Origin of the sequence: Listeria farberi (assembly GCF_014229295.1) — a bacterium.
GTDB lineage: Bacteria > Bacillota > Bacilli > Lactobacillales > Listeriaceae > Listeria > Listeria farberi.
The window spans coordinates 112,949-139,617 of the sequence record NZ_JAARZL010000005.1 but is presented as its reverse complement, the minus strand read 5'-3'; the positions used below and the strand labels follow the sequence as shown (position 1 = coordinate 139,617).

Below are 26,669 nucleotides of genomic sequence, written 5' to 3'. Positions count from 1 at the left end.
TAACGCTATCCAAAGAACTTGTCAAATACTTTTTTCTCAACTACCAAACATGTTGGTACTAAAGGGATTTAAGGTAATTCTATTTGTGAATCCCCGCGCTTAAATCAGAAAAAAAAGTATGAATTAATTGTAACAATTGTTTTGGCTTTTGTTTAGGTAAATAATGAAGACCATTTCTGACAATTGCCATTTTGCCGTGCTGAACAGAATGCACCATTTTTTTCGTATCTTTAGAAGAAATCAAATCATATTCGCCAACAACTGCCAAAAGTGGTGCGGTTATTTTTTTCAAATCTGCTTCAGACATATGTGGATGATAAATTGTTAAAGCAAGTTGTTGTTTCATTCGGTCGAAAAAACGGCTAAATGGCGCTAATAGAACGGCAGAACCATAAGCAACTCGGCAAAATAAATCTGGCAAAAAGCGAATTTGGTTTACATGGTAATTTGTACCGATAACAACAGAGGCAATTTGACGATGTGGCTGCATTTTTCCCATTACAAGAGCAACAATCCCTCCATCACTATATCCGACAATTTTATATTTATCAATTTTCAAAAAATCGAGTAATGAAAGCATATCAAGCGCCATTATTTCAAAATCAAGTGGCATATTGCCCGCATCGCTCCTACCGTGAGCACGACTATCTACTGCAATCACTTGGTGGTCAAGCGATAAATCATCAATAATTCGCTTTAAGGAACGGTGATTTTGACCATTACCGTGAATAAGAAGAATCGGTTCGCCAGTCCCGTAAATTTGATAAAACAAGTTAATTCCATTGATTTTTGTTATCATAAAGCATTTCTCCTTGCGCGAGACTTTTAATACTCTTATTTTACATCTGATTATACTTGATTTCATATAAAAATGCTTCTAATAAAATACGCCTGATTCTAACATTGTAGAATCAGGCGCGCAATTATTTCATAAGTCTACGATGGAACTGTTGTTGCGGCACATCTGCATCAATAATTTTCTTTGGTACAGAGCGCTTTTCGGCTATGGGGTGGCTTTTTTCATGCACCACTGCGTCTTTGATTTTTGGAGTTTCGAGCACTTTTGAGGCCTGACTATTTTTTACTTTCATCAGCATTACCTCCTCTTCCAACTCATTACCCCCTCCTGTTATTTCAAAACAGAAAAAACACCACGAAAATTTTACTTTTCGCGGTGTTTAGCGTTTTATTCAATCAACTTATTTTTTCAAGTTGTAGAAAGTGTCGTTACCATGATATTCAGCAAGATCAGCCAAATTGTCTTCGATGCGGAGTAATTGGTTATATTTTGCAACACGGTCAGTACGAGTAGGCGCACCAGTTTTGATTTGACCAGCGTTTGTAGCTACAGCAATGTCAGCGATTGTGGAATCTTCTGTTTCACCAGAACGGTGAGAGATAACTGCAGTGTAACCAGCGCGTTTAGCCATTTCAATTGCATCCAATGTTTCAGTCAAAGTACCGATTTGGTTAACTTTGATTAGGATGGAGTTAGCGATACCTTTTTCGATACCTTCTTTAAGTTTAGTTGTGTTAGTTACAAATAGATCGTCACCTACTAATTGAACGCGGTCACCAATACGTTCTGTAAGTAGTTTGAATCCGTCCCAGTCATTTTCGTCTAAGCCATCTTCAATAGAGATGATTGGGTATTTAGTAATCATTTCTTCATACCAAGTTACCATTTCTTCAGAAGTACGAGTTACGCCTTCACCTTTAAGTTCGTATTTACCAGTTTCGCGGTTATAGAACTCACTTGATGCAGCATCCATCGCAAGTTTAACTTCTTCGCCAGGTTTGTAACCAGCATCTTTAATTGCTTGCATGATTGTTTCAAGAGCTTCTTCGTTGGATTTAAGGTTTGGAGCGAATCCACCTTCATCACCAACACCAGTGTTTAAGCCTTTACCTTTAAGAACAGCTTTAAGTGCGTGTAGGATTTCAGCACCCATACGTAGAGCTTCTTTAAAGTTTGGAGCTCCAACAGGCATTACCATAAATTCTTGAACGTCGACATTGTTATCAGCATGTTCTCCGCCGTTAAGGATGTTCATCATTGGAACTGGAAGAACTTTACCGTTCACTCCGCCAAGATATTCATATAAATGTACGCCTAGTTCGTCAGCAGCAGCACGAGCAGCAGCTAAAGAAACACCAAGAATAGCGTTAGCACCTAATTTACCTTTGTTAGGTGTACCATCAAGTTCGATCATTGCTTTGTCAATTCCGATTTGGTCAGTTACGTCAAAACCGATAATTTTGTCAGCAATAATGTCGTTTACGTTTTCAACAGCTTTTAAAACACCTTTTCCAAGGTAACGAGCTTTGTCGCCATCGCGTAATTCTACAGCTTCGTATTCACCAGTTGAAGCACCACTTGGAACTAAAGCGCGACCAAACGCACCAGCTTCAGTATAAACTTCAACCTCAACAGTTGGGTTACCACGGGAATCTAAGACTTCGCGAGCATAAACTTCAGTAATAATAGACATTTATAATTCTCTCCTTTGTTGGGATTAATTGAACGAAATGAATAGGACATTCACTTCAAATCAAAGACCCATCCGTTTTTAAATTCGTATTTATTGTAGCTCTGTTTGCAAAAAAACTAAAGTAATAACTAAAATTATTTTTGAATTAAACTTTCACCTGTCATTTCGGCAGGTTTTTTAACGCCAAGTAAATCAAGCATAGTTGGCGCAACGTCAGCTAGACGACCACCTTCACGAAGCGTTACACCTTTTTTTGTTACAATTACTGGAACTGGAACAGTAGTGTGCGCAGTGTGCGGTTTTCCTTCTGGAGTAGACATTGTTTCAGAGTTACCATGGTCAGCAAAGATAATCGCTGATCCACCTTTTTCTAAAATAAGGTCTACTACACGACCAAGATTTTCATCTACTGCTTCGATTGCTTTAATAGTTGGCTCAAGCATACCTGAGTGCCCAACCATATCTGGGTTTGCGAAGTTTAAGATGATCGCATCGTGTTTGTCGTTTTTAATGTCTTCAACAAGTGCATCTGTTACTTCATATGCGCTCATTTCAGGTTGCAAATCGTATGTTTCTACTTTTGGCGAATTGATTAGAATCCGGTTTTCACCAGGGAATTCTTCATTTCGTCCACCATTCATAAAGAATGTTACGTGTGGATATTTTTCTGTTTCAGCGATACGCAGTTGCGAAAGGCCTTCATTAGAAAGTACTTCGCCGATAACATTTTTCATTTCAATTGGCTCAAAAGCAACTTCTGCATCAATGCTTGGGTTGTAAAGAGTCATTGTAACGAATTTGATGTTTTTAGGGTGGTTAGCCCCGCGGTCGAAATGATCCCATTCTTTATCAGTGAATGCATTAGAAAGTTGAATCGCACGGTCCGGACGGAAATTGAAGAAAATAACTGCATCGTTGTCTTTGACTGTTGCAACAGGTTCGCCATCTTTAGTAATGATAGCAGGAACAACGAATTCATCATTTTTGTCATTCGCATAAGAAGCTTTGACAAGTTCGATTGGATCTTCAAATTTTTCACCTTCAGCGCTGACGATTGCTTTGTAAGCTTTTTCAACACGTTCCCAGCGTTTATCACGATCCATCGCGTAGAAACGTCCAGAAACAGTAGCAATTGCACCATAGTTTAAATCACTAATAGCTTTTTGTAGTGTTTCTAAATATTCTAGTGAAGATTGTGGAGCCACGTCACGTCCATCAAGGAATGCATGGATATAAACGTTTTTCACGCCTTTATCTTTCGCAGTTTCTAAAAGTGCAACGAGGTGATTAATGTGACTATGCACGCCGCCGTCTGATAGTAAACCGAAAAGATGTAGGTCCGAGTTGTTTTCTTTTGTATGTGTGAAGGCATTGTTTAGGGCTTTGTTCTCTTGGAATTCGCCTTCTTCAATAGCTTTGTCAATACGAGTTAAGCTTTGGTAGACAATACGTCCAGCTCCGATGTTTGTATGGCCAACTTCAGAGTTACCCATTTGGCCTTCAGGAAGACCAACATCAAGGCCGGCAGCTTTAAGTTCCCCGTGAGGAAAATTAGCCCAATAACGGTCGAAATTTGGTTTGTTTGCTTGAGCTACAGCATTACCTACTGTTTCTGCACGTTTACCAAAACCATCGAGGATAATAATTGCTACAGGTGATTTACTCATTTTATTTTACTGCCTCCAATAATGCTAAGAACGATGCTGGTTCTAAGCTTGCTCCACCTACAAGAGCGCCGTCAATGTCGGACTCTGCAAGATAATCAGCAATGTTTTCAGGTTTTACGCTACCACCGTATTGAATACGAACTGCGTCTGCTGCTTTTTGAGATACAGCGTCAGCAACTTCTGCACGAATAACTGCACAAGTTTCGTTTGCATCAGCACTTGTAGAAGATTTCCCAGTACCGATTGCCCAGATTGGTTCGTAAGCAATAACAGATTTGATTACTTGTTCTTCCGTTAAACCAGCAAGCGCTGCACGGATTTGACCACGTACCCAAGTATCTGTTTGACCAGCTTCACGTTGATCTAATGTTTCACCACAGCAAATGATTGGTGTCATGCCGTGTTTGAAGATTGCGTGTGCTTTTTTGTTAATATCTTCGTCTGTTTCGTGGAAGTACTCACGACGTTCAGAGTGTCCAATAATAACATAAGATACACCTAAGTCAGCAAGTGCAAACGGGCTAATTTCGCCAGTGAAAGCACCTTCGTCTTCAAAATAACAGTTTTGTGCAGCTACGCGAAGATTAGTTCCTTCAGTAAGACGAACTAATTCTTGTAAAAATAGAGCCGGTGCAGCAACTACTGATTCAACAGCATCGCTTGATGGCACGTTATTTTTTACGTCTTCTGCAAATTGTCCTGCTTTTGCAGCAGTTTTGTTCATTTTCCAGTTACCAGCAATAATTGGTTTACGCATTTGGATAAACATCCTCTCGATATTAAAAATTATTTTTGGTTCAGCTTATTTGTCGCTAATAGAAGCAACACCAGGAAGCTCTTTACCTTCAAGATATTCTAAAGATGCACCGCCACCAGTGGAAATATGTGTGAATTTGTCAGCAAAACCTAAGTCCATAGCTGCTGCTGCGGAATCCCCACCACCGATGATTGTTGTTGCATCCGTTAAGTTTGCAATAGCTTCACAAACGCCAATTGTACCTTTAGCAAAGTTGCTAAGTTCAAATACGCCCATTGGACCATTCCATACTACTGTTTTAGCACCTTGAAGTTCTTTTGTGAATAAGTCAATTGTAGCTTGACCAATATCTAGTCCCATTTCATCAGCTGGAATGCTATCTGCACTCACTGTATGGAAAGGAGCATCGTTACTGAATTCTTTAGATACAACTGCATCAACTGGTAATACTAGTTTATCGCCAGCTTTTTCAAGTAAACCTTTAGCAAGTTCAACTTTATCTGCTTCTAGAAGAGATTTACCAATTTCTTGACCTTGAGCTGCCATGAAAGTGAAAGTCATTCCGCCACCGACAAGTACTTTGTCTGCTTTTGTAAGTAAGTTTTCGATAACACCGATTTTGTCAGAAACTTTAGCGCCACCTAGGATTGCTACTAGTGGGCGTGTTGGATTATCAACTACACCGCCGATGAATTTAATTTCTTTTTCCATCAAAAATCCGGCCGCTGATTCTAGGTTAGAAGCGATTCCAACGTTAGACGCGTGCGCACGATGAGCAGTACCGAAAGCGTCATTTACGAAAACGTCGCCAAGGCTAGCCCAGTATTTTCCAAGTTCTGAATCATTTTTGCTTTCTTTTTTACCATCAATATCTTCAAAACGTGTATTTTCAAAAAGAAGTACTTCGCCGTCTTTTAACTCATCAATTGCTTTTTCAAGTTCTGGACCACGAGTAGTTGGAACAAATTTCACTTCTTTTCCAAGTAATTCGCTTAAACGAGCGGCTACTGGACGAAGAGATTTTCCTTCTTTATCTTCTTCTGTTTTTACTTTTCCAAGGTGAGAAAATAGAATTGCTTTACCGTTTTGTTCTAAGATGTACTCAATTGTTGGAAGTGCGGCAACAATACGGTTGTCGTTAGTGATTTTGCCGTCTTTCATTGGCACGTTAAAGTCAACACGAACTAAAACTTTTTTGTCTTTTAAATCTAAATCAGTTACAACTTTTTTAGCCATTTAAAGTTCCTCCATTAATTTTAAAGGATTGGGGTCGCCCCCCGTTATTTCAGAAAATAAGCGGAAACAATAGTGTCTCCGCTTATTCTTGTTATTGCTGAAGTAACAAGCACTTCAGTAAAATTAATCTAGTAATTATTTAGCGATTTTTGCAAAGTATTCTAAAGTACGTACTAATTGAGCAGTGTAGCTCATTTCGTTATCATACCAAGCAACAGTTTTAACTAATTGTTGATCGCCAACTGTAAGCACTTTTGTTTGAGTTTCGTCAAATAATGAACCGAAAGTCATACCTTTGATGTCAGAAGAAACAACTTGGTCACTAGTGTAACCGAATGTTTCTGGATCAGAAGCTGCTTCCATAGCTGCATTTACTTCATCCACAGTAACTTTTTTATCAAGAACTGTTACTAATTCAGTAAGGGAACCAGTTGGAACTGGAACACGTTGAGCAGCTCCGTCTAATTTACCTTTAAGTGTTGGTAATACTTCACCGATAGCTTTAGCAGCACCAGTTGTATTAGGGATAATATTTTCGGCAGCAGCACGTGCACGACGGAAGTCACCTTTTGGATGTGGAGCATCTAATGTATTTTGATCACCAGTGTAAGCGTGAATTGTAGTCATTAGACCTTCAACAACACCAAATTTGACTTCTAAAACTTTAGCCATAGGAGCTAAACAGTTAGTAGTACAGCTTGCGCCAGAGATAACTGTTTCAGTTCCGTCTAATGTTTCATGGTTTACATTGTAAACGATTGTTTTCATGTCGCCAGTTGCTGGAGCGGAGATAACAACTTTTTTAGCGCCAGCTTTAATGTGTAATTCAGCTTTGTCTTGCGCTGTGAAGAAACCAGTACATTCTAGAACGATATCTACTCCTAGGTCGCCCCATGGAAGTTCTTCTGGGTTACGGTTAGCTAATACTTTAACTTCTTTACCGTTTACTTTGAAGAAACCATCATGTACTTCTACTTCACCGTCAAAACGGCCTTGAGTTGTATCATATTTTAACAGGTGAGCTAACATTTTAGCGTCTGTTAAGTCATTGATTGCAACAACTTCAATTCCTTCCACATTTTGAATACGACGGAATGCTAGACGTCCGATACGTCCAAAACCATTAATACCAACTTTAACTGTCATAAGTCAATTTCCTCCTTGAAAATAGTGTTTTTTTATTTCAAAAGGGTATTACTCCCTTTTAAAAGCGATTTTGCTGCTCCTTCATCCGTGATTAAAATCGTATTTTTCGGAGCGCTTTTCATATACGATTTGATTGCTTTGGCTTTCGATGTACCGCCTGCAACAGCGATAATGTGCGGAATTTGCGCTAAGTCTTCGAATTGAAGACCGAAAGTAGGGACCTTATGTACAACCTCGCCCTGCTCATCAAAATAATAACCAAATGCTTCACCAACGGCTTTACGACGGATGATTTTTTCAAGTACTTCTTCGCCGGTATGTCTGCGTTTCGCCATTGCGAGCGCATCACCTATGCCTAAGATAATAGCATTTGCGGATTGTACTAACCGTAAGCCTTCTTGAATTGCCGGTTCTTTCAGTAAAGAACGGTAGGCTTCTTCGCCAAGTTGTTCTGGAACATAAAGAACGCGGTGTTTCGTGTTTGTCTTCGTTGCCATCTTATCACAAATTGTATTCGCTTGATTGTCAAGGTCTTCACCAATACCTCCACGACCGGGAACGAAAAGTAGTTCTCTGCCCTTTGCGAAATCAGTTGTCATCATTTCGGCAACAGTTGCCATTGTAGAGCCGCCCATAACTGCGACGATGTTTCTTTTTTCGGTGAGCGCCATGTCTAATTGTTCTACCGCCACACGCCCCATTTCTTCGCGGACCCATGGTGTATCATCGCTATCACCTTGCACTACCAAGCATTTTTTGATTTGCAATTTCTTTGCTAATTGTTCTTCCATTGAATGTAACCCCGAAAGTTGGTTCATGACATTTTCTAAATCGCGAAAAACGACCAAACCTTCTTTTGTAACGGTCATCCCGGAAGAAGCAATTTCTACTAAACCTTGTGCTTTTAAAAATTCCACTTCGCCGCGCAGGACTCGTTCACTCATGCCTAACATTCCGGCAAGTGTTCGTCTTCCAACTGGTTCAGAAAAATAAATTGAGCGTAAGATTTGATAGCGTTTTTGCATAATCATTAAAACGTCGGGCAATAACTTTTTCTGAATGTTAATTAAGTCTGACATTTTTAATTGCTCCTCATCCTTGGACGCTTCACGACCCACTTAGTCATCTGACGTCCCGTTAGAACTAAAAAAAGTAGAGATAGAGGTTTACATAAACTTTCAAGACTATTAAACTAGCTACTTCAGCTCGTCAACAAAATGTCTCTCAATGAGTTTTTACCCCTTCTCTTTCTGCTTACGCTGGTGAATCTTTTTTTAATGTTCTTTAACTACCCTACGTTCCCTATTCTAACAGTCTTAGTAGAAATCTTCAAGTATTAAGTGGGACATTTATGAAATATTCACCTAAAGTTTACAATTAAATTTAAGAATGCAAACTTCTAACTAGGCTACACTAGTTGTTTTCCACCTCTATTAAAAATGAAACATGCTCTTGGTAATTTTTTTATTCTAAAAAGACATTTTTTGTCCCACAGCCTAGTTGTGAGGCAAAAAATGTCTTTAAAATCTTTTTCTTTTAGAAGATGATGGGATATTTAATTCCAAGCGGTATTTAGCGATAGCTCTTCTGGAAACTTGAATTTCTTTTTCTGCGAGCATATCCACTATTTTTTGATCCGAGAGTGGTTTTAATTTATCTTCTGCTGCTACGAATTCTTGTACTAGTTTTTTAATCGTCGTACTAGAGATGTCGCCAATGTTTTCGTTCTCAGCAGATTTTTTCTGTAAGCCAGATGCAAAAAAACGTTTTAGTTCATACACGCCGGTATTCGTTTCCATATACTTGCCATTTACCGCACGACTCACTGTAGACTCATGCACACCAAGTTCTTCTGCCACTTCTTTTAAAGTTAGGGGTTGCAAATGGGCTGAATTGTCGAGAAAGTAGGATTTTTGGTGACTTACGATTGCCTCACCTACTCTTTGTAATGTGTTTTCCCGTTGTTCAATTCCTTTTTTTATCCAATCAAATTCACCCGCTTTTTCACGGAGAAATTGGGCAACGTCTTTTTCTTCTGTTGCTCGCATTGTTTCATAATAAGCCTCTTGAAACCTGACTTGTGGCAGAAATTGTTTTGCTAGAGAAACGGCAAATTCATTTCCGTGTTGGAGTAAAATTAAATCAGGAACTACATATTGGACGCGTTCTGACTCAAACTCAGAGCCTGGTTTAGGGTTTAATGTTTGGATGTAGTCAGAAACTTCTTGAATATCTTGCAAACTAACGTCCATTTCTGATGCAATTTTTTTCCATTTTTTCTCAGCGAATTCTGTGAAGAATTTTTGGATGACATCGTAAGCAATATAAGGAGCATCAGGTGAACGTTCGATTTGGAGTAAAATACATTCTCTCGCATCCCTCGCTCCAACTCCAGCAGGTTCCATCCCTTGTAAAATTTCAAGTCCTTCTAAAACACTCGAATCATCCATCAGAAGTGCTGCACTAACATCTTTTAAATCTATTTGTAAATAACCATTGTCATTTAAACTTTCTATTAAATATAAAACAATAATTTTTTGGGTTTGCGTTATATCCATTAAATGTAATTGTTCTTTTAGCGCATCGGCTAGCGTCAACTTATTATCTGCTATTTGTTCTAACCAATCTGTATCATCAGAACTTCCAGTACTTCTACGGCTACTATAGGAAAAATCTGTTGCAAAATCCGAGCCTGGAATCACTTCTATTAATGGGTTCTCGAGTGCTTTATCTTCTAAAAATGCCACTAAATCAGCTGTCGCAAATTGAAGCATAGCAATAGACTGTGACAATTGTTGCGTCATATTTAATTTCAGCGATTGTTTTTGTTGTTGCTTTTGGACGAAATTAGATTCTAAACGCACATTAAAACCTCCATTAAAAATCAGTCTGATACTACTACCAAACTGAATTATATTCCATTTCTAGTCTTTATTATAACATGCCATTTTTCAAATTACAGCACATTCTATTTGAAAAAGCCCAAGCACTTCAACTAGTGCTTGGACTTTTTTATTTTGGTAAATGGTTTAAGAAATTGCGAAATGCAAATCCTTCTACTTCTTCTTTTGTATAGTGTTTCTCTAATGTTTGGAGGAAGCTTTGGTACTTACCGACATGTTCCAGTCCTTTGACATGATCTGGGATGCCATCAAAATCCGAGCCAAAACCAATGTTTTTTAAACCGCCAAGTTCACAAATGTGATCAATATGACGGATAACATCTTCCATATCCGCCACACCAGAATTTGTTGTGAAAAGCGGATGGAAAATAACATCAATCATCGCATCATGCTCTATCATCGCTTTAATTTGATCATCATCTAAGTTTCTTGGATGCGAACAAATTGCTTTAGCGCTCGAATGGCTGGCAATGACAAACTCAGCTTCATCTAAAGTTTCCCAAAAAGCTTTCACACTCAAGTGCGAAACATCCGTGAATACTTTTCTTTTATTCAAAAGATGGATAATCTCTTTCCCAAAACGGGTCAAACCTGCACCGCGTTCCTCCATAATCCCATCTGCTGCCAAGTTAGCATTATTCCAAGTTAAACCAACAGATAATACCCCGCCATCAAGCAATTGGGTTAATTTATCTAAGTCACGTCCAATTGGTTCAACGCCTTCTAAAGTCAACATTGCACCAATTTTATCTTCCGGCAGATTTTCTAATTCGCACCATTTCTTTATATGCTGAATCATTCCGCCTTTATGGAGAACATGTTGTTTAAAAATATTAACTTGCTCTACTGCTTTCTTCCATTTATTTTCAACAGGAACCTCTTCGTCAAGAAAAATGGCGAATCCTTGTAACAACATTTTAGCTTCTATAAGCCGTTCAAAATTCACATCAAGTTCTTTTGCATCTTGGAAAGTGTATTTTCCTTTTCCAGCCTGTAACTTATAAAGCGCATCACAGTGGGTATCAATTACTCTCATTTTCTGTCGTTCCTCCTTTTAGATACATCTATTATATACCTTTCAGAGGAATAGACAAGAAGTTTATTTAGGACATTATTATTTTGTCATTTTATGTTGTTTACCTGGCCAGAATGCCCATTTCCCGAGGAGTACGGTAATTGATGGAACAAGGAATGGTCGAACGATGAATGTGTCTAGTAACACACCAATCGCAGTAATTAAACCAAATTGTACTAATAACTGGATTGGTAGTGTGGTTAAGACACAAAACGTTCCCGCTAAAATTAAACCTGCAGAAGTAATAACCCCACCAGTTTGACCAACACCTTCTGTAATGGCTTTTCGAAGCGGCATTTTCTTACTATTTTTCCAAATACTAGAAATCATAAAGATATTGTAATCTTCTCCGAGGGCCACAATAAAGACAAAGGCATATAGTGGGATCAAGCCAGAAATAGCTTCTACTCCCATTGCATAATGGATAATGACCCAACCAAGTCCAAGTGCTCCAACGAATGAAAGTAGAACTGTTGCCACTAAGTAAAGCATTGCTGTAATTGAACGTAAATAACAAAGTAGTAAAATGGCAATCAAGGCAATCACGAGTGGGATAATTACTTTTTCATCATGTTGTGTCACTGCCCGGTCATCATATTGTGTTGCTGTTTGGCCAGCTATATAAACATCATTACCTTTATCAGCAGCGGCGCGAACTTTTGGTACGACATCCATTGCTTCATTGCTATAAGGATTGTCTTTCAAAATAAGTGTGTATTTTTGGTAACCTTTGCTTCGTTCAGGCCCAGTAACCGAAGCTACTCCATCCACATTTTCAAGCGAACTTTTCATTGATTCTTTGGAATTAACAACCACTTCCATCGGCGCGAGCATACCGGCACCGAAATGATCGCTAATTAGCGTGAAACCTTCTCGAGATGGCATGTCTTCGGGGAAAGTCGAAAGTGTATCATACGTATATTTGACTTGCGTCGTGAAAATCCCACAGCCAATTAGGATGATTAAAGTAATAATTAAAATACGCACGGGATGTTTTGCAGACATTTCACCAATTTTATGCCAAAAACGGTTTTCTTTGTGATGTTTCGGTGTCTTCCCTTTTTTCTTTGCACGAGCTTCTTCCATTTCTATTGTTCTTGGGACAAATGGCCAGAATGAAACACGACCAAATAAGCCAAGTAACGCTGGCACAAGTGTTAATGAAGAAATCATCATAATGAAAATCGCTAAACTAAAAGGTACGGCAAAGTTATGGAACGAACCATATTCGGCAGCTAAAAGTAGAAGTAGCGCCGCCATAACAGTCAAGCCACTAAGCGCAATTGCCCCAGCTGTCCCACTAAAAGCTTCTTTAAATGCTTGGAAACGATTTTTTTCTGTGTGTAAATGGCTTCGGAATCTAGCAATCAAGAATAAACAGTAATCTGTTCCTGCACCAAATAATAGTACGGTCATTATCGAGAGCCCTTGGGAACCGTATGTGATAATCCCTTCTTTTGCAAGCAAACCAAGAATCGGCGTAATTACTAAATAAGCAAACCCTACTGCAATCAGAGGAATTAATGCCAAAATTGGCGAACGATAAATAACTAATAAAAAGACTAGAACAAGTAGAACCGTCCCAATTAACAGTGAAACATCTGCGTCTTTAAATAATCCGCTCGCGTCCACACTGATACCTGCTGGTCCAGTTGTCCGAGCAACAAGTGTGTCATCAGCTGACACTTTCTTGGCAAAAGGATCTTCGCCAATTGTTTTTTTAGCAGTTGTTTCGAGTTGTTTAAAACTCTCAGCTAGCTGATCTGACGTCGCACTATCTTTCATAATAACGGTTTGAATAAAAGTGGTTCCATCTTTAGAAACTTGCTGTTTTAAGGCAACTGGCGGCATTTTATCATATGGAACTGCCATTTTTTGGAAGTCAACTGGGTTTTTAGTTAATTCTTTGCTGTATTTTTGAATATTAGCTAAATCAGCTGTGGTGAAGCCAGTTGAACGATACCAAGTAATAAGCGCTGGTGTCCCGTCTGTCCCAGCAAATTTATCATCAATTAGTTTTTGGGCGACCACAGAAGGCTCTGAACTAGGTAAGTCTTTCGCTGCATCGTCTTTGTAATCCGCAGCCTTTGGAAAGAACAACTGTAAAATTATAATAGCGATAATCCATAGACCTAGTGTTATAAACCGACCTTTCTTACCACCGACAAAACTGGCTATTTTACTTAAAAATCCGTCTTTCATTATAAATCCCCCTTTAGTTTGCTTATTTTTTCGTTTATCAATCGATAAGTGAAACACCAAAAAAAAGAAGCACTCTAAATTATACCTCTTTTTTACAAATGCCAAACATCATTAAATTAATTAATTCATCAATTTGTTCTGTAGTCGTTTGTTTTTGCGCGAAACTACCTTTGCTAGAAAACAGTGGGCTAATAGTCGATAAACAGTATCGCGCGGCTGTTTCAGAACTGATACCTGTGCGCAACTCTCCTGCATTTTCTAAGCGCTCAAAAAATTGTTGAAACGGCATTAAATATGTTTCTTGCCATAACTTATATAGTAAAAACTGATTTTCCGGCTTCATTTCATTAAGAATATCGTGAATCATTAGTAAAATATTGGTTGGATGTTCTTCAATTAACATAATCAACATATCATGTAACTGCTCTTCTTTCGGCTTATTCAATTGTAAAATCGGATGCATTTCCACCTGAATGTTCTGCGTCAGTTCACGAACTACCTCAATATAAAGTGATTCTTTATCTTCAAAATGGTGATAAAGTGCCGGTTGGGTAATTTTGGCGATTTTAGCAATTTCTCTTGTTGAAACTGCCCGGTAACCTTTTTCCATGAATAAGTCTCTTGCTGTATCGAGAATTTTTCTTCTTGTTATTCCTAGTTCTTCTGCCCGAGTGCGTTTCTTTTCCATCATTACCCCACCTTTCTTATTGGTTTGTAGTCAGTAGTTGTATGTTTTTATCAATTAATTTTTGTAAAGTTTCTTTGTGCCATTTCCGTCCGAAAACTCGTTTACTTACAAGATATTTCCCTTCTTCTAGTTCGCCATCCTCCGTTACTGCACGGATAAATAAACGGTACACCAATTTCTTTTTAACTAGCGCAATTTGCTGAATCGTTTTTGCATCTAAAAAGTGCATTTCTGCGTCACTTAATTTGAAAACAAATGTAAAAATTCCAGCTTCCGTAAAGGCTAGAATAAGCGAGTGGCGTCCTCGCATATGAGGTCCTGCATATAAAAAATCAATTGTTTGAACGTTCAAATGATTATCTTCACTATATGTTCTTACTTCTTTTTCTAACCGTTCTTTCAAACTAGCAGCCAAAATAAGCGCCTCCCTTGCTGATTTATATTTTACCAGAAAATGCTGGGTTGAAGTAGACTAATTTTGGCAGAAAGTTAAATAGACAGTATAAATATTTTACAATCGCAATCGGCGGTTATCTCTGAGTTTTACGTATAGTCTCTTCTAACTATCATTTCTATATGGGAAGTTTAAAAAATAAAAACATCTTACAAATGAGCTTTCGCCAAATGTGAGATGTTTTTTATGCTCTCGGAGGGATTAATATATGTTGATATATAGCCATTCAGGATACGCTTGCCACAAATTTCGTCACAAACATTTTATGTGTTTGTAAATGTTATTTATTTTTGCATTGTAGTAAATATTCATTATAAATAGTATTTATATCAAGATGTTTTTTCTCAAGGTTTTTATAAAATGATTTTAATTCATTTGTTTCAAGTAGTTCAGAAAAGATTTTTTCAACACCTATTCTTTTTCCTTCGACGTAACAAATATATTTAAAATTATTAAAGCTATATACTCTCATGTCATAACCTCGCAGAAAACAATATCTTCTATATTAATGTCAATTATTCGTTCGTCAAATCTTTCAAGCTGCACAATATGTTTTTCATAGTCTAAAACCATACTTGTATCGCACGCACATGATGATTATTCTTTAAAAACAGTACTTCTATTAATCAATAGCGCTTCATTCCTTCTGCTAACACTATTGAATGTTCTAAAATATCATCCATTAAATTATACATTTTCGTCACCTCTTGAAAACATTATAAGAACAAGCGTTCCTATAATCAAGAGATAATACAATTTACTTTCTTTTCTCAAGCATAAAAAGCATGCTGTTTAGCATGCTTTTTATGTTTGAACACTATTATCTAGTTGATTGTATTCCCGCTCGTATCACCTTAATAATCCAAGCTATAAAAAGAATAAAGCCGTTTATTACAACTGTCATAAGTAGAACTCCAATAAGCATTTGTATGCTCATTTCTGTAGCTTGAACCAGTAAGACAGAAAATATTACTAGAAAAAGAATAGATTCTATAAGAATAAATTTTTTCATGTTAAACCTCCTATTTAAGTACACTTGATTTTGAAATCGTACCATTCTGATTGCACTCTACATTTACTCTTACATATTTTTCTTGTACAGTCCAGCCATATCCTTTTACAGCTAGTCCCCAGCTACACATACCTTGTTGATACACAACCCTCTTCTTGCTGCTTGGTTTTTGAACACCATTTTTCTTGTCGTAACAACTCCACATACCACCCGTAAATGATTTCTTGATGTAATTTTCAGTTGTTTGTGCAGTCACTTTTGATCCATTATAAGTAAATTTTGCAGCAATTTTAGCAGTAAATAGTTTTGGTCCTAACCATGAATAAGCCGTTCTAGAATGGCTAGCTGATTTAGTTTTAGAACTTGCCGCAAGAACTTCTTTTCCAAAAACAAATGACTTCACATTATTTGAAATACTTGAAAAAAGATTTTCATTCGTTTCTTCTTCAATCAGATTAGCGTCTTCAGCTCCAGTAGCATCTCTTTCTTCACTTTCTTCTACTTGAACTACTTCAACCCCAGCCCCATTAAATGAAATACTAGTTTCATTATCAATTTTATATTCGTTATCTAAAGCTTCCCCGCTATTAGTTACTAGCACCGCGTCTTCAGGATTTAACTCTTCTTCTTGCAACTTATTTCCAACAACATTATTTTCACTTTCCAAGTATTCTACTACTATTTCCTTTACATTTTCTGGATTAGTTTTTGCTTCATTTATTAGTTCCTTTTCATTTTTAATTTGTTCCTTTAATTCTTTCCCTGAAAGCTCTAAAATCTCTACTTTAGTCTCAGGGTTATTTGTAGCTTCTTCCGCTTGTGTAACAGTAGAAACCGGTCCCAATACTGTAAGTAAAGTTATACCTACTATACTACATATTCCGAATATTTTTTTCATGTCACTATCTCCCTTTGCAAGTTGTATTGATCACTATTACCCTACCATAAGAATTCAATGTATAACCAAAAATGTAATGAAACGCCCGATTCTTGTCATGAACGACCAAAAATAAGAGTTATTTAGATTTTTTATTACACAATTCGTGTAATATTGTGTTTTTAGTCGCAAATTATTACCCAATACAAGTTATTATTCAAAAAACCTAAAAGTTATTAACTCATAATAAATCTGCTTGTAATAATCATCCCATAGGTGTTTTTTGTATCTAGTAATTTCATTTAGATTGAAGCATCATACTCTAGTACCGACGTTAGAGATTTACTCGCATGTATTTGAACTTCACAAAACAAAAAAGCGTTATAAACATTGTATTACCAATGTTTATAACGCTTCAACTTATGCCCTCGGAGGGAATCGAACCCCCATTTTAAGAACCGGAATCTTACGTGCTATCCGTTGCACCACGAGGGCTTTATGTACAAAGAAAATATTTACCGTACGAATAACAATTATAACGAAATTCGTATGTTTTTACAAGCTTTATTTTGAATGAAGAAGCCAGCGCACCTTATGATGCGCTGGCTTCAATAGTTAATTTACCGCTATCCAAATAGAAGAACTAGCTGGTTTTTCACCTCGAACCCACCATTTTGCTTGGTAGATTTTACCGTTGTATGAAACTTTTTCTCCACCATTATAGGCTTTTTGGGCGTTCCAAACTGGTATTTCGGTGCTGTTTGATTTCCATACATCACTCGTATCTGGTGCATTACCTTTAGTCCACCATTTCGCTGTGTAAGCTACCCCATTATAATAAATTTGATCGCCTGCATTATAAATTCGATCAACTTTCCATGTATTCATTGGGTCTAGCGTTTTAGTTTTGGCAGTGATTTCATTACTTACTCGTGAACGATTACCAGATGTATCAACTGCGTATACTTTGTAGCTATAGCTTGTGTCATTTGCTAACTTTGTATCTTCAAACATCGTGGAAGTCGTGGTTGCGATTTTCGTATTATTTCGATATAGTTCATAATTTTTCACTTCAACATTATCCGTTGAGGCTTGCCAACAAAGTGCAATAGTAGTGTCTGATTGTGCATGTGACATTAAACCTTTTGGTGCTGTTGGAGCTTCGTTATCAACGGCTGGCGCTTCCTTTGTTGTTAATTTAGCGCTGTTACTAAGTGATGATGTATTACCAGAAAAATCTTTTGCGCGCACTGTATACGTATAGTTTGTATTGTCTTTTACAGTTGTATCTTCGTATACGGCAACTTGACTTTCCCCGATTACTTTTCCATCACGTAAAATTTCATATCCCTTAATTCCTACATTATCCTTAGAACCAGTCCATGTTAAACTTACTTTTTTAGCAGTGGTTGTTCCTGTTAAATTAGTCGGTTCAGTAGGTGCTTCATTGTCTACAATTGGTTCAATATCAGAATTAATGATGTTTGCGTCGATAACTTGGTAAAATGCATTTCCAGTATCCGCAATAGACCAAACACCTAAAATAACATAATAACCAGAACGATCATTTGGAATCGTTATTTCTTGTCTTGTTAATTTATCAGGTACGCTACCATCAGCTGTAATTGTTGCTAATGGTTCAAAGTCCGCTCTTGTTAATGGCTTGTTTGGGTCCCAACCTTTTTTGGTAATAAAATAATCCCAACTACTTGTTCTATGTGGCGCTGTTAAAGTCCATTCTACAGTTAATGGGCCTGATTCTATATCTACTTTTGCCCATCGATCTTGTGTTTGTGCATCTAACAGTGAGTATTTTCCTCCGCCTGCAATTTTGCCATCAGCAGGACCACTTGCTGGAAATCCTTTTGGTGCTTCTACGCTTTGTGGCTCGTACTGTGCTGCTCCAACTCCCGTATTAACCCCTTGATTAGCTAAATATACTCGGCTTGCTGGTTTAGATATGTATCCATGAGCAAATGCATTTGTTTCGAAAAGTACGATAGATAATATAACAACAGCAAAAAACATTCCGACTTTTAACAATTTATTCATGATGCACCTTCCTTTCAATATAGTTCATTATACCTTTTTGTTAAATTTTTTAAAAATAGTTTGCTACAAACTTTATCATTTGACCTAATTTGACCATTCGTGTATGATATAAACAAAGCTAATTTAAAATCTACAATTTAACAGGAGGAATCTGATATGAACTTAATTCCAACAGTAATTGAACAAACTAGCCGCGGTGAACGCGCATACGACATTTATTCTCGTTTATTAAAAGACAGAATTATTATGTTAGGCTCTGCAGTTGATGACAATGTGGCTAACTCCATTGTTTCTCAATTATTATTCTTAGATGCTCAAGATCCTGAAAAAGATATTTTCTTATATATCAACTCTCCAGGAGGAAGTATTTCAGCTGGGATGGCCATTTACGATACGATGAATTTTGTTAAAGCTGACGTACAAACTATCGGTATGGGTATGGCTGCTTCGATGGGATCATTTTTACTAACTGCTGGTGCATCTGGTAAACGTTTTGCTCTTCCGAATGCAGAAATTTTGATTCACCAACCACTAGGCGGTGCTCAAGGTCAAGCAACTGAAATCGAAATTGCTGCTCGTCACATTTTGAAAGTCAAAGAACGTATGAATACTATTATGGCTGAAAAAACAGGGCAAACTTATGAAGTAATTGCTCGCGATACAGATCGTGATAATTTCATGACTGCTCAAGAAGCAAAAGATTATGGTTTAATTGATGACATCATCGTTAACAAATCTGGCTTAAAAGGCTAATTATTAAAAAAGTGGGCTTGTAAATCAAGCCCACTTTTTTTGTCTTATTTTAAACGTAGCGTAGAATGTTTTCTTCCATAAAACATATAAACAATAATCCCTAGTACAAACCAAACGCCAAATGCAATCCAAGTTGTTTTAGATAGATTAAGCATTAAGTATACACAAAGTAAAAATGAAAGTGCTGGTACTACTGGATAAAACGGTGTCTTAAAGCCTTTTTGATTAAGCTCTGGATTGCGACGTAAGAAGAAAATTCCAACAGAAACCATTGCAAAAGCAAATAGCGTTCCGATATTAATTAACTGTGCTAAATCTTCCATTGGCACTGTAGAGGCAATTAAGCCCATCACAGTTGCAAAAATCATTGTATTTCTAACAGGTGTATCATTTTTGCTAATTTTTGAGAAAGATTTTGGTAGTAAGCCGTCACGTCCCATTGCAAACAATAACCTTGTTCCACCATAAGACATTACAAGTACGACGGTTGTCATTCCTACAATAGCTCCAACTGAAAGCAAACCTGCAATCCAGTTTTGATTAATAGCTTGAAGTGCAAAAGCAACTGGTGCACTAACTCCAACTAAATCAGTGTATGGTACCACCCCAGTTAAAACTGCTGATAATAAAATATAAAGTAATGTACAAACTGCTAAAGAAGAGATAATCCCGATTGGCATATTTTTTTGCGGATTTTTCACTTCTTCCGCTGCGCTAGATACGGCGTCAAAACCAATATAAGCAAAGAAAACAGTAGAAGCTCCTGTGATTACCCCTTGTACTCCAAATGGTAAAAACGGCGTCCAATTATCTGGCTTCACATAAAACGCACCAACGATAATAAACAAGACAACAACAGCAATTTTCACTAAAACCATTATATTATTTACTCTCGTAGATTCGCGAATTCCAAAACTTAGTAGAATACCAATAACCATAACTACTACAAAAGCGAGTAAATCAAAGTAAGTACCTGCACTTGGGTTATAAGCAGAAGATATAACTGTTGGAATGTGTAAATCAAAGCCCGCTAATAAGCTCTTCATATAAGATGACCAACCACTTGCAATCGCTGCAACCGCAAGACCATATTCCAAAATAAGCGACCAACCGAGAATCCATGCAATTCCTTCTCCAAACACGTGATAACTATATGTATAAGCGCTACCTGCAACTGGCAATTTTGAAGCGAATTCCGAATAACAAAGAGCTGCCAAACAACAAGCAATTCCTGCAATAATAAATGAAATAATAATTCCTGGTCCTGCTATGACAGAAGCTACCTGCCCTGGAAGAATGAATATTCCTCCCCCAACAACCGCTCCAACCCCAAGCATCGTCAAATCAAATGCCCCTAAGGTTTTGTTTAAATGATGTTTATCTGTCGCTGGGTTATGAAAACTCTTTTTTCTGAAAAAAGAATTAACTTTCGTCATAAAAATCCCTCCTACTTATATTCCAATTTTCAGTTAATTTATTTGTGTATTTTTAAACTAACTAGAAAACTATTATTCATACTACCATAAACACGCTAAAAAATATACCTCATATCTACAACTTTATTTAAAATGTAAAAAAGCTTGAAGACCACAATCTGTAATCTTCAAGCTTCAGCAATTTATTTCCAAGCACGCGAATACTGTTTCGGCGCTTCGATTGTTTCACCTAATGTTTCAGCAGCCTCTTTGGCAAAATAAGGATTTCGTAATAATTCTCGACCGATGATAATTAAGTCTGCTCTTTCGTTGCATAAAATCTCCTCTGCTTGCTCACCTCGTGTAATAAGTCCAAGCGCTCCAGTCGCAATGCCAGCTCCGCGACGAATCCCCTCAGCAAATGGTACTTGATAACCTGGGAAAACTGGTGGCGCTACATTAACTAAACCACCTGTACTCACATCAATTAATTCTACACCATCTGCTTTCATCCATTTTGCAAAAGGAATATGGTCTTCTAATTGCAAGCCCCCATGTGCATAATCAGTAGCGGAAACTCGAACAATAATCGGTCCGTCCCATACTTCTTTTACTGCCTTAATAATATCACTTAAAATTTTATAACGATTGCCAGCAGGCCCGCCGTAATTATCTTCACGACGGTTTGTAATTGGGGAAAGGAACTGATGAATTAAATAACCGTGCGCTGCGTGAAGCTCGATTACATCAAAACCAGCTTCCTTAGCCCTGTACGCAGCCCGTTTAAAATCAGCAACCACTTCTTTAATTGCTTCTTTCGTAAGTTCTACAGGTTTAGCAGATTTCTCGTCAAAGGCAATTGCAGAAGGAGCCACAATTTCACCTGGTAAAACTGCTTTTCGACCAGCGTGTGCTAACTGTATACCTGCTTTTGCCCCGTGGTTATGAAGGCCATCTACTAACCGTTTTAAAGCTGGTACTTGCTCGTCATTCCATAAACCTAAATCAAATTCAGAAATTCTACCTACTTCTTGAACCGCAGTAGCCTCTAATATCACAAGCCCGGTACCGCCAGCTGCTCTTGAAACGTAATGCGCAAAATGAAAATCTGTTGCAATCCCGTCTTTATTTTCTACTGAATACATACACATTGGCGACATAACAATTCTGTTTTTTAGCGTTACATCTTTTAATTTATATTCTGAAAATAATTTTGACATTCTAATTCGCATCCTTTTCTTTTAATTAACTATTGCTAACTTTTAACCCAACTTGCGCTGGAGTTTCACCGCTTCTAAGTCGTTCGGCAATTTGATCCAGTTTGCGAAGACGATGGTTAATGCCTGATTTACTTACCTGCCCAGTTGTTAGCATTTCACCCAACTCTTTTAAAGTAACATCTTCATTCGCAATCCGAAGTTCGGCAATTTCGCGCAACCGATCTGGTAAAGCTTCCAGCCCAACTGTTGACTGGATATACTTAATATTATCAATTTGCCTTACAGCAGCGTTAATCGTTTTATTGAGATTCGCTGTTTCACAGTTAACTAACCTATTTACCGAATTTCGCATATCACGCATAATCCGAACATCTTCAAAATGAAGAAGCGCACTAGTTGCACCAATAATGCTTAAGAATTCCGTAATTTTTTCTGCTTCTTTCAAATAGGTAATAAAACCGTTTTTTCGTTCAAGTGTTCGCGCATTGAGATCAAATTGATTCATTAAAGCACAAATCGCCTCATTGTGTTCTTCATAAACAGAAAAAATTTCTAAATGATACGATGAAGTTTCTGGGTTATTAACTGATCCACTTGCCAAAAAGGCTCCACGTAAATAAGCACGTTTGGCGCTCCTCTTCTTAACAAATCCCCTATCAATCGACTTCGTAAACGTCATTGGGGGTTCAAGAATTCGTAAATCCTCTAAAATCCCTCGCGTGCCAGACTTTAGTCGCACAATATAAACATTATTTTTTTTAAGTTTCATTTTGCGACGTACTAAAAGTTCAATTGGCACTTCATACAAATCTTTTAGTAATTGGTACATTCGCCTAGCTATAGCTGCATTCTCCGTTTGGACGTCCATTATAACTAATTGATTCGAAAACGAGATGGCGCCATTCATTCGAATAAAAGCTGCGAGTTCCACTTTTGCATCGCTATCACTTACGTCCATATGGGTTAATTCTTTCTTTGTTTCCGATGCAAATGACATGGCTTACTCACTCCTTTTCATTAATTTTATTAGGTAACATTGCTAAAAGCGCGTCCGCCACCTTATCAGCAGCATGACGCACAAGTCCGTCTTCTGTAGAAAGAAAATCTTGATAAATAGCTTCTACTCCAAGTTTTTCCATTTCTTCCGCATTATGCTCCACTTGCGCCACATCTTCAGGAAATAGTAATTCTTTTGGAACAGTTGTAGTGTTAATCAACGTTTTATCGATAAAAGATTTACCAACATGTTCGTGAATGACTTTGATATGATCCGCATCTGAGAAAAAGTCTGTTTCCCCAATTTGCGTTAAAATGTTCGTAATGTATACTTTCTGGGCTTTACTTGCTGTAATTTCTTCAGCTAATTCTTCTAATAATAAATTAGGTAAAATACTTGTATATAAGCTTCCAGGACCAATAACAATCAAATCGGCTTCTTTGACTGCTTCTACTGCTGTTGGATAAGGTTTTACATTTTCGGGTTCTATAAATACTCGGTTAATATGTTTGCCTTGAAGTGGAATAAGCGACTCACCGTGAACAATTGATCCATCTTCCATTTCTGCATTTAAAATAAGCGGTTGGTCGGTTGCTGGAATGACCTTACCACGAATTTTAAGTACAGTAGCAAGAACATTTATTGCATCAACGTAACTATCATTAAGTTGCGATAATGCCGTCAAAATCAAGTTACCAATTACATGACCTGATAAATCACCATCTACAGCAAAACGATATTGGAACAAGTCTACTACGCGCGGATCAACATTAGATAAAGCAAGCATGACGTTACGAATATCTCCAGGAGGAAGAACGTCCATTTGTTCGCGAATTTTACCAGAACTACCGCCATCATCAGCAACTGTAACAATCGCTGTTAAATGAATCTCTTTTTTCTTAAGTCCTTTTAAAATGACTGGGAGACCTGTTCCGCCGCCTATAACGACTACTTTTGGCTTCGTTTCTTTGCTCATATTAGCGTTCCTTTCTACGTTTCATATCTCGGTGTGAAATCGTTGTTTCATATTTTTGCTGGATTGCTTTACCAACATATTCTGTTAAAGCAACAGAACGATGCTGTCCTCCCGTACATCCAATTGCAATCACAAGCTGGGTTTTTCCTTCTCGTTTGTAAAAAGGAAGAGTAAACATTAATAAATCAACTAATTTATCTAAAAAGGCCCCTGTTTCTGGCCATTTCATCACGTACTCATAAACATCTTCATCAAGCCCTGTTAGCGGGCGCATCTTATCAATATAATGCGGATTTGGTAAGAAACGAACATCAAATACTAAATCTGCATCAATAGGAATGCCATATTTAAACCCAAAAGACATTAATTGGACATTGAAAACATCCTTGTCTTCTGTTTGAAATTCATTGTTAATTCGTTCTCTAAGTTCACGCGGCGCCATATTAGAAGTATTAATGACTAACTGTGAGCGCCCTTTTAAATCACTAAGCAGTTCACGCTCAGCATTAATTCCATCAAGCACAGAACCATTAGGCTCCAGTGGATGGTGGCGGCGTGTTTCTTTATAACGCGAAACAAGCACCTTATCATCAGCCTCTAAAAAGAGAATTTTCGTTGTTATAAAATTGGTATTATCTAATTCATCTAGCGCTGGTTCAATGGAATCAAAAAACTCACGACCGCGAAGATCCATTACGAGCGCGATTTTATCCATTTTATCGCTTTCTTTCATTAACTCCCAAAATTTCGGAAGTAAACTTGGCGGTAAATTATCTACACAAAAATAACCGAGATCTTCTAAAGACTGCATTGCAACTGTTTTTCCTGCCCCAGACATCCCAGTAATAATTACTAACTTTAATTGTTTAGAAGCCATTTCTGCCTCATCCTTTCGCACAAATAATATCTATCTTTTATTTTAGCACACTTCCCACTAGAAAATCCCGGAAAAGTCTCTAAATAGAGTTTCCGGGATTTTTCTTTTTTAAGCCTCGATATGTTGCATTAAATCAGCTTTTACTTTTTCTAATTTTGTTGTACTTTCTTCTTTACTTTCACCACGAATACTAAAGTAGAATTTAATTTTTGGTTCTGTCCCTGATGGACGTAAGCAGAACCACGAACCATCTTCAAAATAACATTTAATTACATCTGCTGTTGGTAAATGAATTTCTCCAGTTTTACCTGTTTCAATCCAAGTAGTTTCACTTCTTAAATAATCTTCCGCGCGCTCAATTCGGAAGCCGCCCATACTAGTAGGAAGTTGCTCTCTAAAGCCACTTGTAATTTCTTTGATGCGCTCTGATCCATCTTTTCCACTTAAAGTAAGCGAAACTAAATCTTCTTTATAATAACCAAATTCAGCATAAATTTGTTCTAACTCTTCTAGCAAAGTCCGCCCTTCCGTTTTGCTCACAAGGGCCACCTCAGAAATCGCGAGAACTGCCTGAATCGCATCTTTATCACGCGTAAATGGCTTAACCATATAACCATTACTTTCTTCATAACCAAATTCAAAAGTATGCTTACCAGTTTCCTCAAAATGCTTGATTTGTTCTGCGATAAATTTAAATCCTGTTAAAACTTCAATCATTTGTACGCCGAAGTCTTTCGCGATTTCTGTTCCAAGATTACTTGTTACAATTGATTTTAAAACAGCCGCATTTTCTGGTAGTTCATTTTGCGCTTTCTTTTGCTTTAACAAATAATGTAAAATAATCGCGCCAATTTGGTTTCCAGATAAAACTTCGTATTCCCCGTCATTATTCCGTACTGCAACTCCCAAACGGTCAGCATCCGGATCAGTTCCTACTAATATATCACCATCATGTTTTTTGCCATATTCAATTGCGAGCGAAAATGCTTCTTTGTTTTCAGGATTAGGTGATTTTACTGTTCCAAAATCAGGATCATTTACAAATTGCTCTTCTACCTTAATAATATCCGTAAAACCAACACTCTCAAGCGCAGGAACACCGAGAATTCCACCAGTACCATGAAGCGGGGTGAAAACAATTTTCAAATCCTCACCACGTTCTTGAACAAGCTCTTTATTTACAATAACCTCTTTTAATTTTTCTAAATATGGACGGTCTACCTTTTCACTAATCACCTCAAGTAAACCATTTTCAATTAAGTCAGCTTGCTTTGCCACTTCTACAGAAAAAATATCTTCTACCGCATTTATGTAATCAATTACCGCACTTGCACCTGTTGGAGGCATTTGTCCGCCGTCTTCTCCGTAAATCTTGTAGCCATTATATTCAGGCGGATTATGGCTTGCTGTAATAACAATCCCCCCAAATGCATTTAAATGACGTACTGCAAAAGAAAGTTCTGGTGTTGGTCGAAGTGCATCAAAAACGTAGCTTTTCACACCATGATGTCCAAGTACCGCTGCCGATTCAAAAGCAAATTCGCGTGACATATGTCGAGGATCATACGCAATTACTATCCCACGTTTCTTAGCCTCTTCACCGTTCTCCGCCACAAACTGCGCCAATCCTAAAGACGCCTTACGAATAGTATAGATATTCATCCGGTTGGTTCCAGCACCTAGTACACCACGCATTCCAGCCGTTCCAAATTCCATATTACGATAAAAACTATCTTCAAGTTCTTTTTCATTTGCTTCCATATCCGTTAATTGTGTTCGTATTGTGCTATCTAATTTATCATTCGCAACCCATTTTTGATATTCCTCTTGCCAATTCATTCTCTACACTCCTTCATTTAGAACTCTTTAA

Annotated in this window: 24 protein-coding genes, 1 tRNA gene and 1 pseudogene; 1 reads left to right on the top strand and 25 read right to left on the bottom strand. The window is 37.5% G+C overall.

Annotated elements, in window-relative coordinates:
- Nucleotides 1-79: 79 nt before the first annotated feature.
- The 19 genes and pseudogenes from HCB38_RS12805 to HCB38_RS12720 all read right to left on the bottom strand — a co-directional run bounded on the left by HCB38_RS12805 (nucleotide 80) and on the right by HCB38_RS12720 (nucleotide 18,561).
- Nucleotides 80-799, bottom strand: a complete 720-nt coding sequence (locus tag HCB38_RS12805) for an alpha/beta fold hydrolase (RefSeq protein ID WP_185638717.1) — start codon at nucleotides 797-799, stop codon at nucleotides 80-82.
- A gap of 124 nt (nucleotides 800-923) precedes the next feature.
- Nucleotides 924-1,097 carry a hypothetical protein gene (locus HCB38_RS12800; protein ID WP_185319970.1) on the bottom strand — a complete coding sequence of 58 codons (174 nt, stop codon included), beginning with the start codon at nucleotides 1,095-1,097 and terminating at the stop codon, nucleotides 924-926.
- 102 nt (nucleotides 1,098-1,199) lie between these two features.
- Nucleotides 1,200-2,492, bottom strand: coding sequence for a phosphopyruvate hydratase (gene eno / locus HCB38_RS12795; protein ID WP_003727923.1), 1,293 nt, complete (start codon nucleotides 2,490-2,492; stop codon nucleotides 1,200-1,202).
- Between the two features lie 134 nt (nucleotides 2,493-2,626).
- Complete coding sequence (gpmI, locus tag HCB38_RS12790; protein ID WP_185619410.1) at nucleotides 2,627-4,159, bottom strand: 2,3-bisphosphoglycerate-independent phosphoglycerate mutase; 1,533 nt, start codon at nucleotides 4,157-4,159, stop codon at nucleotides 2,627-2,629.
- Between the two features lies 1 nt (nucleotide 4,160).
- A complete protein-coding gene (gene tpiA, locus HCB38_RS12785) occupies nucleotides 4,161-4,916 on the bottom strand; it encodes a triose-phosphate isomerase (RefSeq protein ID WP_003726581.1) in 756 nt (251 codons plus the stop codon).
- 45 nt (nucleotides 4,917-4,961) lie between these two features.
- Nucleotides 4,962-6,152: a phosphoglycerate kinase gene (locus HCB38_RS12780; RefSeq protein WP_185638715.1), complete on the bottom strand. Its 1,191-nt coding sequence runs from the start codon at nucleotides 6,150-6,152 to the stop codon at nucleotides 4,962-4,964.
- Nucleotides 6,153-6,287: 135 nt separating this feature from the next.
- Nucleotides 6,288-7,298, bottom strand: coding sequence for a type I glyceraldehyde-3-phosphate dehydrogenase (gene gap, locus HCB38_RS12775; protein ID WP_185638713.1), 1,011 nt, complete (start codon nucleotides 7,296-7,298; stop codon nucleotides 6,288-6,290).
- 32 nt (nucleotides 7,299-7,330) lie between these two features.
- On the bottom strand, nucleotides 7,331-8,377 hold the full coding sequence (locus tag HCB38_RS12770; protein WP_185319863.1) for a sugar-binding transcriptional regulator: 1,047 nt from the start codon (nucleotides 8,375-8,377) through the stop codon (nucleotides 7,331-7,333).
- 441 nt (nucleotides 8,378-8,818) lie between these two features.
- Nucleotides 8,819-10,162: an RNA polymerase factor sigma-54 gene (gene rpoN / locus HCB38_RS12765; protein ID WP_185319864.1), complete on the bottom strand. Its 1,344-nt coding sequence runs from the start codon at nucleotides 10,160-10,162 to the stop codon at nucleotides 8,819-8,821.
- 148 nt (nucleotides 10,163-10,310) lie between these two features.
- Nucleotides 10,311-11,237, bottom strand: coding sequence for a dipeptidase (locus HCB38_RS12760; RefSeq protein ID WP_185638711.1), 927 nt, complete (start codon nucleotides 11,235-11,237; stop codon nucleotides 10,311-10,313).
- 78 nt (nucleotides 11,238-11,315) lie between these two features.
- Nucleotides 11,316-13,478 carry an MMPL family transporter gene (locus HCB38_RS12755; protein WP_185638709.1) on the bottom strand — a complete coding sequence of 721 codons (2,163 nt, stop codon included), beginning with the start codon at nucleotides 13,476-13,478 and terminating at the stop codon, nucleotides 11,316-11,318.
- Nucleotides 13,479-13,557: 79 nt separating this feature from the next.
- On the bottom strand, nucleotides 13,558-14,166 hold the full coding sequence (locus HCB38_RS12750) for a TetR/AcrR family transcriptional regulator (protein WP_185638707.1): 609 nt from the start codon (nucleotides 14,164-14,166) through the stop codon (nucleotides 13,558-13,560).
- A gap of 16 nt (nucleotides 14,167-14,182) precedes the next feature.
- Entirely contained in the window at nucleotides 14,183-14,581 is a 399-nt protein-coding gene (locus HCB38_RS12745; protein ID WP_185319868.1) for a hypothetical protein, read from the bottom strand.
- A 319-nt stretch (nucleotides 14,582-14,900) separates the two neighbouring features.
- On the bottom strand, nucleotides 14,901-15,092 hold the full coding sequence (locus HCB38_RS15115) for a hypothetical protein (protein WP_260484445.1): 192 nt from the start codon (nucleotides 15,090-15,092) through the stop codon (nucleotides 14,901-14,903).
- Nucleotides 15,089-15,315 (bottom strand): annotated as a pseudogene (locus HCB38_RS12740) (hypothetical protein). The gene HCB38_RS15115 and the pseudogene HCB38_RS12740 overlap by 4 nt, the downstream one beginning before the upstream one ends.
- Before the next feature lie 125 nt (nucleotides 15,316-15,440).
- Nucleotides 15,441-15,632, bottom strand: a complete 192-nt coding sequence (locus tag HCB38_RS12735) for a hypothetical protein (protein WP_185619406.1) — start codon at nucleotides 15,630-15,632, stop codon at nucleotides 15,441-15,443.
- Nucleotides 15,633-15,642: 10 nt separating this feature from the next.
- Entirely contained in the window at nucleotides 15,643-16,530 is an 888-nt protein-coding gene (locus HCB38_RS12730) for a hypothetical protein (RefSeq protein WP_185638706.1), read from the bottom strand.
- Nucleotides 16,531-16,932: 402 nt separating this feature from the next.
- Nucleotides 16,933-17,004: transfer RNA gene (locus HCB38_RS12725), tRNA-Arg, on the bottom strand.
- Nucleotides 17,005-17,124: 120 nt separating this feature from the next.
- The gene (locus HCB38_RS12720) at nucleotides 17,125-18,561 is read right to left on the bottom strand and encodes a lytic polysaccharide monooxygenase (RefSeq protein ID WP_185638703.1); all 1,437 of its coding nucleotides are present in this window, start codon (nucleotides 18,559-18,561) and stop codon (nucleotides 17,125-17,127) included.
- Between the two features lie 156 nt (nucleotides 18,562-18,717).
- Between HCB38_RS12720 and clpP the strand changes: the two genes are divergently transcribed.
- Nucleotides 18,718-19,314, top strand: coding sequence for an ATP-dependent Clp endopeptidase proteolytic subunit ClpP (clpP, locus tag HCB38_RS12715; RefSeq protein ID WP_185319874.1), 597 nt, complete (start codon nucleotides 18,718-18,720; stop codon nucleotides 19,312-19,314).
- Nucleotides 19,315-19,358: 44 nt separating this feature from the next.
- Here the strand turns inward: clpP and bcaP are convergent, their stop codons facing one another.
- The 6 genes from bcaP to HCB38_RS12685 all read right to left on the bottom strand — a co-directional run bounded on the left by bcaP (nucleotide 19,359) and on the right by HCB38_RS12685 (nucleotide 26,638).
- Nucleotides 19,359-20,750, bottom strand: coding sequence for a branched-chain amino acid transporter BcaP (bcaP, locus tag HCB38_RS12710; RefSeq protein ID WP_185608130.1), 1,392 nt, complete (start codon nucleotides 20,748-20,750; stop codon nucleotides 19,359-19,361).
- A 182-nt stretch (nucleotides 20,751-20,932) separates the two neighbouring features.
- On the bottom strand, nucleotides 20,933-21,949 hold the full coding sequence (namA, locus tag HCB38_RS12705; RefSeq protein WP_185319876.1) for an NADPH dehydrogenase NamA: 1,017 nt from the start codon (nucleotides 21,947-21,949) through the stop codon (nucleotides 20,933-20,935).
- 25 nt (nucleotides 21,950-21,974) lie between these two features.
- Nucleotides 21,975-22,946, bottom strand: a complete 972-nt coding sequence (gene whiA, locus HCB38_RS12700; RefSeq protein ID WP_185319877.1) for a DNA-binding protein WhiA — start codon at nucleotides 22,944-22,946, stop codon at nucleotides 21,975-21,977.
- A gap of 7 nt (nucleotides 22,947-22,953) precedes the next feature.
- On the bottom strand, nucleotides 22,954-23,922 hold the full coding sequence (gene mgfK / locus HCB38_RS12695) for a gluconeogenesis morphogenetic factor MgfK (protein WP_185319878.1): 969 nt from the start codon (nucleotides 23,920-23,922) through the stop codon (nucleotides 22,954-22,956).
- A 1-nt stretch (nucleotide 23,923) separates the two neighbouring features.
- Nucleotides 23,924-24,799 (bottom strand): RNase adapter RapZ, encoded by an 876-nt coding sequence (gene rapZ, locus HCB38_RS12690; RefSeq protein WP_185319879.1) that lies wholly within the window; start codon nucleotides 24,797-24,799, stop codon nucleotides 23,924-23,926.
- A gap of 108 nt (nucleotides 24,800-24,907) precedes the next feature.
- The gene (locus HCB38_RS12685) at nucleotides 24,908-26,638 is read right to left on the bottom strand and encodes a phospho-sugar mutase (RefSeq protein ID WP_185619398.1); all 1,731 of its coding nucleotides are present in this window, start codon (nucleotides 26,636-26,638) and stop codon (nucleotides 24,908-24,910) included.
- Nucleotides 26,639-26,669 lie beyond the last annotated feature (31 nt).